This window comes from Comamonas testosteroni (assembly GCF_000761245.1).
GTDB lineage: Bacteria > Pseudomonadota > Gammaproteobacteria > Burkholderiales > Burkholderiaceae_C > Comamonas > Comamonas testosteroni_C.
The window spans coordinates 43341-50369 of the sequence record NZ_AWOR01000059.1 but is presented as its reverse complement, the minus strand read 5'-3'; the positions used below and the strand labels follow the sequence as shown (position 1 = coordinate 50369).

Annotated in this window: 7 protein-coding genes; 3 read left to right on the top strand and 4 right to left on the bottom strand. The window is 64.0% G+C overall.

The features are described from left to right. Window positions 1–299 precede the first annotated feature (299 nt). Entirely contained in the window at window positions 300–572 is a 273-nt protein-coding gene (locus P353_RS29305; protein WP_157839629.1) for a hypothetical protein, read from the top strand. Window positions 573–587: 15 nt separating this feature from the next. Next, window positions 588–1625: a porin gene (locus P353_RS17505; protein ID WP_034372253.1), complete on the top strand. Its 1038-nt coding sequence runs from the start codon at window positions 588–590 to the stop codon at window positions 1623–1625. Window positions 1626–1717: 92 nt separating this feature from the next. Here the strand turns inward: P353_RS17505 and P353_RS17500 are convergent, their stop codons facing one another. From P353_RS17500 to P353_RS17485, 4 genes are read right to left on the bottom strand one after another with little or no spacing between them, the layout of a single operon-like run. Further along, on the bottom strand, window positions 1718–2422 hold the full coding sequence (locus P353_RS17500) for a hypothetical protein (RefSeq protein ID WP_034372250.1): 705 nt from the start codon (window positions 2420–2422) through the stop codon (window positions 1718–1720). Beyond that, on the bottom strand, window positions 2419–3408 hold the full coding sequence (locus P353_RS17495; protein WP_034372247.1) for an MlaD family protein: 990 nt from the start codon (window positions 3406–3408) through the stop codon (window positions 2419–2421). Before P353_RS17495 ends, P353_RS17500 begins: the two co-directional genes overlap by 4 nt. A 13-nt stretch (window positions 3409–3421) precedes the next feature. Next, window positions 3422–4225 (bottom strand): MlaE family ABC transporter permease, encoded by an 804-nt coding sequence (locus P353_RS17490; RefSeq protein ID WP_034372244.1) that lies wholly within the window; start codon window positions 4223–4225, stop codon window positions 3422–3424. A gap of 57 nt (window positions 4226–4282) precedes the next feature. Then, window positions 4283–4756 (bottom strand): Cd(II)/Pb(II)-responsive transcriptional regulator, encoded by a 474-nt coding sequence (locus P353_RS17485; RefSeq protein ID WP_034372241.1) that lies wholly within the window; start codon window positions 4754–4756, stop codon window positions 4283–4285. 39 nt (window positions 4757–4795) lie between these two features. Here P353_RS17485 and P353_RS17480 point away from each other — a divergent pair, with 39 nt between their 5' ends. Further along, entirely contained in the window at window positions 4796–6931 is a 2136-nt protein-coding gene (locus P353_RS17480; protein WP_034372238.1) for a heavy metal translocating P-type ATPase, read from the top strand. Window positions 6932–7029 lie beyond the last annotated feature (98 nt).

The following is a 7029-nucleotide window of genomic DNA, read 5'->3' as shown; positions in this document are numbered from 1 at the left end:
CTACCAGGCTGCGCTACATTCCGTGTCGATGGATCGAATTATAGGGAGTAAAAACAGCCTCCCCTGGGAAAACGCGCACTTTTTTCAAAAAAGGTTCAAATTAGTGCCACAGACGGCGAGCCGGATGCCGGCGCAGGCTGCAAGGATAGGGCGCACAGGCATGCGGCAGAGCCTGCTTCGCATCGCGTGCAAGCCCGCCAGCTCAGGAGCTGGCAGGTCGCGCAGGCTTCGGGACAGCCGGGCGCTGATAGCTCCTGGGGTCAACCCTGATTCCGGCCCTGGCAGGGCAAGCCTGCAGGATGCGTTCCGAACCCCTTCTTTCAGGAATGACTGTTATTCCTGACACCACAAACCCTCAGCACTCACTCTCGCGCAACAGCCTTGAGCAGGCGGCTGCGCACAACAATATCGATAGCACCAACACGGTGCACACAAGTGGTTTCCCGGGGGCCTTGAGGCAAAAAAACCACTGTCATATCGCTGAAAAGATGATTTCATCGGCTTCCGCGGAACTGCAGAGCAAGCTGTATACAAACCCCCGCTATATTTCAAAACGTAAATCCAACATCTAACTCGAGAGGACACTCATGAAGACTGCTTTCATCGCCATGGCTGCGGCCCTGGCCTGCTCCGGCGCCGCTTATGCCCAGAGCAATGTGCAACTGACGGGCCTGGCCGATATGTATGCCGGCTCCGTCAAGATGGCCGGCCAGGATCGCAAGGGCGTTGTCGGCTCCGGCGGCATGACCACTTCCTGGTGGGGCCTGAAGGGCACGGAAGACCTGGGCGGCGGCCTCAAGGTCGATTTCAACATCACAGCCTTCATGCGCATGGATACCGGTGAAATGGGTCGCTTCCCAGGCGACACCTTTTTCTCGCGCGATGCCAACATCGGCCTGAACGGCAGCTTCGGTCGCATCGGCCTGGGCCGCGACAAGGCGCCCAACTTCCTGCCCACCATCCTGACCAACCCCTTTGGCGATTCGTTCACCATCTCGCCTCTGGTGCTGCACGCCAACACGCCCACTGCAGCCTGGGGCGGCGCCCGTCTGACCACGCCCGCCGACACTGGCTGGAGCAATATGCTGGTCTACACGACGCCTAGCTTCGGTGGCCTGACTGCCAATGTCTACTACCAGTTCGGCGAGCAATCGACGCCTGGCGACAAGAGCAAGAAGAACGTCGGCGTGAACGCCCTGTATTTCAACGGTCCTCTGAGCCTGACAGCCTTCTACGAGCGCGACCAGATCACCAACCCCGGCAGCGGCACAGTCATGCCCACCAAGAGCGACTGGATGGTCGGCGGCAGCTACAACTTCAATGTCGTGAAGCTCTACGCCACCTACGGCCAGGCCAAGGTCAAGGATCTGGATAGCAAGAGCAAGACCTACTCGCTGGGCCTGGACATTCCCGTCTCGGGCACCCCCGGCACGGTCAAGGCAGCCGTGGCCCGCACCAAGTACGATGCCGCCACTGATGCCACCCGCACCACGGCCACGCTGGGCTACGACCACTTCCTGTCCAAGCGCACCGATGTCTACACGGCTCTGATGTATGACCGCGTGACCGATGCCAACCCCAAGACCGGCACCAGCCTGATCGCTGGTATCCGTCACCGCTTCTAAGCACCGGGTTTGAGCGGGCCTCTGGCTCGCCATCCACAAAAAAGCGAGGTCTGAGCCTCGCTTTTTCATTTCCGAGCTGGCGGCCCGCGAGTTCACTTGGGCGCGGATGTCTCCAGAAGCTTCAGCCGACGCTGCAGCTGCACCTGTTGTTCCGCATCGCCGCCCTGCTGCGCTGCCTTGAGCTGCAGCAGCAGCCAGGCCATCAAAGGCCTGCGCCAGCCTTGCGCCGAAGCGGTATCGACGCCTTGCTGCAGCAGAGCCGGACCCACCGCGCCGCCACGCAGCAGCACGCCCGCAGCCACCAGTCTCGATAGCGGATCCTTGATCTCGGCCAGGGCAGCACCACCTGCGCCGCCGCCGAGCAACTGCCGCGCCACGCCACGCTGCGCCTCGGGCAAAAGCTCGATATCACCGGCTTGCGGGCTGGCCTGCAGATAGCGGGCATAGGCTTGCTCTGGCTTGCCCGCATCCTGCGCTAGCGCCTCATAGGCCGGGCAGCTGTTCCAGTCCAGGCTGGCCACCTGCGCTGCGCAGCGCATCAGCTCCAGCTTGGCGGCCTGTGCGGGTTGGCCGGTGCTGGCCACGGCATCCCGCGCCTTCTGCCACTGCAGTGCCTCCACGCGCTGCTGCCCCTGCAAATAGGCCTGGCTGGCTTTTTGCGCCGCAGCTTCAGCATTCAAGGCCCAATCGGGTGCCGGGATTTGGTTGCCACAGGCCGAAATCGCCATGACAGATATAGCAGCCAGCGCTCTACCCCATTGGCCTGGAGTCTGTTTTTTCTTGATTTTTTGCGTCATGGCAGCTTCAACTCCGGCTTGTGGGAAAACGGCCATTTGCGCTGCAGATCGTTGAGCACGGACTCCAGCCGCAGCAGATTGCTTTCGACCTCGGCGCGCAGCGCGCCCAGGTCGGTTGAGGCCTCGCGAGCATTGCTGCCCACCACCTGCATATCGGCCAGCACGGCATCGACCTTGGCCATGCTTTTGCGCGTATCGGCCAGCAAGCCGTTGAGCTGCTCCATGGTGGCCTTGACCTGGGGCATGACGCCGTTTGCATCGAAGACCTGGCTGTCGGCACGCGCCACCATTCGGTCCATGCGCCCGAGCAGGGAGTTGGCGCGCTCGAGCATCTGGCCGACCTTCTTCGCTTCCTCGTCGCTGCCAAGCACCGCACCGAGAACCCCGCCCTGACCCTGCATGCGCTCGGCCAGCTTGCGCACTTCGGCCAGCGATCCGCCCAGGGCCGAATCCGTGGCGGTCAGGGCGGCCACATTGGCCAGCACCTCCTTGGCGGAATTGATGATCTGGGGCAGCTCGGCCGTGGCATCGCCGCTGAGCACGGGCCGCACGGAATCCGGCGGCAGCGGCGCATCGCCCAGCATGCCGGTATAGGCCTTGATGGTGGTGCCGCCCACCAGCCCCTTGACCAGCGTGAACACGCTGGACTGGCGCAGCCAGTGGGCGTCCTTCTCGGTCACATCGACCAGAATGCGGACCGAGCCGTCCTCGGCCAGCTCTATCTTGTGCACACGGCCTATCGGAAAGCCCGAGAAGGTCATGTCCATGCCCACGACCACGCCTTCGGAGTCATCGGCAGTCAGCACCAGACGCTGCGTAGGCTCGAACACTCCGCGCGCGTAGAGCAGATAAGCGGCCGCGCTCAGAATCAAGACCAGGGTCAGCGTCAGTAGCGCCGCGGCCTTGGCGCGCAGATGCGCGACGGGTTTGAGGCTGAGCAACTCCTCGTCGATCAGTTGCTCCTCGGCCATACGCGTTTCGCTCATGGCTCCATCCTTCTCAGTAATAGTTGCCCATGAGCGAGATCACCTCGATCAGGAGCAGCACGGCAAACATGCGTGCAAAACCGCCCAGCTCCGCCCCGCCCTGCCTGTGCCGCGCAACCGGCGTGTACATGGCAGAGGCCAGCGGCATAACGGCCACCGTGAGGCTGAAAAACCAGGTCTTGAGCACAAACACCAGCGTCAGCGACGGCGTGAAGATCTGGCCGAAGATGCGCGTGTAGGCCACAAACCCGGCCAGACTGAAGCCATAGACACTCAGGTACACGGTGACCAGGGCCACGATGCAGCTGAGCGCAGCCAGCGTGACGGCCGCAAACACTCCCGCCGCCGCACGCGGCACCAGCGCCGCACGGACAGGGTCAATGCCTTGCGTCTTCCACTTCGAGAGCTGGCCCTGGGTACGCATCTGCACCACCTGCACGCCGGCCGGAATAGTGCAGCGCATGGCCACAAACAGCGCGGCCGTCAGCGGTATCAGCTCGATAACCATCACCCGCACCACCAGATCCATCGCATAGCGCGACAGGCCATAGCTCTGCGCGGTGACGATGACGATGCGCGCAATCACCGCACACAGCAGGGCTGCCAGCGCGGTGAAGCCCGTGAGTATGGGCGCGGTCTGCGCATACATCTGCTGGGCCAATATGGCCCGCCCCCGCTTCTGATAGCTCGACGGCGAGCCGACCAGCACCAGCAGCACGGCGGTCAGATAAATGCTGCGCCACCACGCCAGGGCCTGCGCGCCCAGCGCGGCCCAGATCCGCCCCGGCAGCTTGATGGTGGTTTCGCTCCAGCTCATGCAGGAATGATAGCGTCCACTTCAGGGTGCAGGCGCGGCCGCCGCTGTAGCAGTCTGTCAGACATGACGCTTTGCCGCAGCGCTGCCTTGCAGGCCTTCGGGCAGGGGCTCGTCGGCCTGGGCATGCAGGGCCTCGATGATGTGGCAGAAGCTGTCCGAGCCATCGCATTGGCTGCGCAGTTGCATCAGCTCGTGCTCCAGCGCCAGCAGCTCAGCCAGCCGCTCGCGCACATGACCCAGATGGGCATCCAGGGTTTTGTTGGCAGCCACGCAATCGGCCTTGCGCGCACCATCGAGCGCCAGCAGGGTGCGCACCTCGTCAAGCGACATATCCATGGCCCGGCACAGCCGGATAAAGCGCAGGCGGTGCACATCGCCATCGGTGTAGAGCCGGTACTGGTTATCCTCGCGCACGCCGGGCGAGAGCAGTTGCTCCTTCTCGTAGTAGCGGATATTGGCTGCCGCGATGCCGGAACGCCTGGCCGCCTCGCCAATGCGCCAGCGTGGAATATCGTGCGAATCGAGGGACATGCTTGACCTTGAAGTGACTTTATTGTTTTCAATACTGCCATGAAGCAAGAAAGCCTGTCCACCCACGCCCATGGCGGCGACCACAGCGGTCATTCACATGATCACGAGCATGCATCAGCACATGATCACGCCGCCGCCACTTCAAAACCCCTGGCCGCCAGCGCCACATCTGCCTGCGCAACCGGCTGCTGCGCGCCGTTTTCCATCAGCGAGCCGGCTAAGAGCCAGGCACACGATGATAGTGACGGTCACAACCATGCCCACGACCATGGCGTGCTGCCCGGCTGGCCGCGCATCTATGCCGCTCTGGCTGCAGCTCTGGCGGCCGAGGCCTGCCACTGGTTTGGCGGCGACGGCACCAACTCCACGCTTCAATACCTGGGCATGGCGTTGGCCGTGCTGGGTATAGCGTTGTCGGGCCTGGGCGTCTACAAGGCCGGCCTCAAGGATTTGCTGCGCTTCAGGCTCGGCATTCATGCCTTGATGGCCGTGGCCGTCACGGGCGCCTTCATCATCGGCCAGTGGCCCGAAGCCGCCATGGTCATGGCCCTTTATGCGGCGGCCGAGCGCATCGAAGACCAGGCCATGGACAAGGCCCGCCTGGCCATCCGCAATCTGCTGCAACTCGCGCCCGAGACCGCCGATGTGCTGCAACCCGACGGCAGCACTGTGCGCATGGCCGCCAACGAGGTGCCCCTGGGCGCCGTGCTGCGCGTGACGCCTGGCGCTCGCGTGCCGCTGGATGGTCTGGTCACCGAAGGGGAAAGCTCGGTTAACCAGGCTCCCATCACCGGCGAAAGCGCGCTGGCGCACAAAGGTCCGGGCGACGAGCTCTACGCCGGCTCGATCAATCAGGATGGCGAGCTGCAGCTGCGCGTGACCGCACCCGCCAGCGACAGCCTGATTGCGCGCATCGTCCATGCCGTGGAGCAGGCGCAGTCCTCCAAGGCCCCCACCCAGCGCTTTGTCGACCGCTTCGCCGAGGTCTATACCCCCATCGTTCTGGTGCTGGCGATTGCCCTGGGCCTGCTCGCGCCCTGGCTGCTGGACTGGAGCTGGCATCAGGCCGCCTACCAGGCCTTGGCCCTGCTGGTCATCGCCTGCCCCTGCGCCCTGGTGCTGTCCACCCCGGTCACCGTGGTCAGTGCGCTCACGGCAGCCGCCAAGCGCGGCATTCTCATCAAGGGCGGCAGCGCCCTGGAGTCGGCTCGCCAGCTCAAGGCCATTGCCCTCGACAAAACCGGCACGCTGACCACGGGCTCGCCCAAGCTGGTGGACTGGCAGAGCTGGAGCGCGGCGAGCAGCGATGACGCCACAGCCCGTGCATATGCGCTGGCATCGCGCTCCGACCACCCGGTATCGCGCGCGATTGCCCAGGGGCTGGAGACCCAGGTCGGCAAGGACTTTGCCGAAGCACAGCAATTGCAAGCCCTGCCCGGCCGCGGCGTGCAGGCACAGATCGGTGGTGAACGCTGGACGCTGGCCAATCTGCGCTGGGTGGGCGAGCAAGGCTGGGACAGCGCCGAACTCCAGGCCGCGCTGATGCTGCAGGAGCAGCAGGGCCGCACCGTCACCCTGCTGGCCAATGAGCAAGGCGTGCAGGCGCTGTTTGCCGTGGCCGACCCGCTGCGCCCGCAGGCCAAGGCGGCCGTGGCCCAACTGCAGGCGCTCGGTGTCAAGCCCATTGTGCTCAGCGGCGACAACAGCGCCACCGTGCGCACGGTGGCCGCAGAAGCAGGCATCAGCGATGCACGAGGCAACATGCTGCCCGAGGACAAGCTCAAGACCCTGAGCGAGTTGCAGCGCGACATCGGCCCCACGGCCATGACGGGCGACGGCATCAACGACGCGCCAGCGCTGGCCCAGGCCGACATAGGCTTTGCCATGGGCGGCATGCATGCCACCGACATGGCCATGGAGACTGCCGATGTGGTGCTCATGAACGACGACCTGCGCCGCATCCCCGAGGTGGTCGATCTCTCGCAGCGCGCGCACAGCGTGCTCTGGCAGAACATCAGCCTGGCCCTGGGCATCAAGCTGGCCTTCTTCATTCTGGCCGTCAGCGGCAATGCCAGCATGTGGCTGGCCGTGCTGGCCGATATGGGCGTGAGCCTGTTGGTGGTCGCCAACGGCCTGCGCCTGCGCCATTGGGGCAACAGACCTGAAAATGCATGAAATTCGACCTTAGCCCTTTATGGTCAAGCGCAAGCAGCTATCAAATTTACGATTTACTGCACCGAGCGGGGGAACTAAACCCCGCCCTTCGCTATCAT

Excerpts from the sequence above, each read along its gene's own strand:
- P353_RS17500 (WP_034372250.1), bottom strand. The coding sequence starts at position 2,422 with ATGACGCAAAAAATCAAGAAAAAACAGACTCCAGGCCAATGGGGTAGA.
- P353_RS29305 (WP_157839629.1), top strand. The coding sequence starts at position 300 with ATGCGTTCCGAACCCCTTCTTTCAGGAATGACTGTTATTCCTGACACC.
- P353_RS17505 (WP_034372253.1), top strand. The coding sequence starts at position 588 with ATGAAGACTGCTTTCATCGCCATGGCTGCGGCCCTGGCCTGCTCCGGC.
- P353_RS17480 (WP_034372238.1), top strand. The coding sequence starts at position 4,796 with ATGAAGCAAGAAAGCCTGTCCACCCACGCCCATGGCGGCGACCACAGC.
- P353_RS17485 (WP_034372241.1), bottom strand. The coding sequence starts at position 4,756 with ATGTCCCTCGATTCGCACGATATTCCACGCTGGCGCATTGGCGAGGCG.
- P353_RS17495 (WP_034372247.1), bottom strand. The coding sequence starts at position 3,408 with ATGAGCGAAACGCGTATGGCCGAGGAGCAACTGATCGACGAGGAGTTG.
- P353_RS17490 (WP_034372244.1), bottom strand. The coding sequence starts at position 4,225 with ATGAGCTGGAGCGAAACCACCATCAAGCTGCCGGGGCGGATCTGGGCC.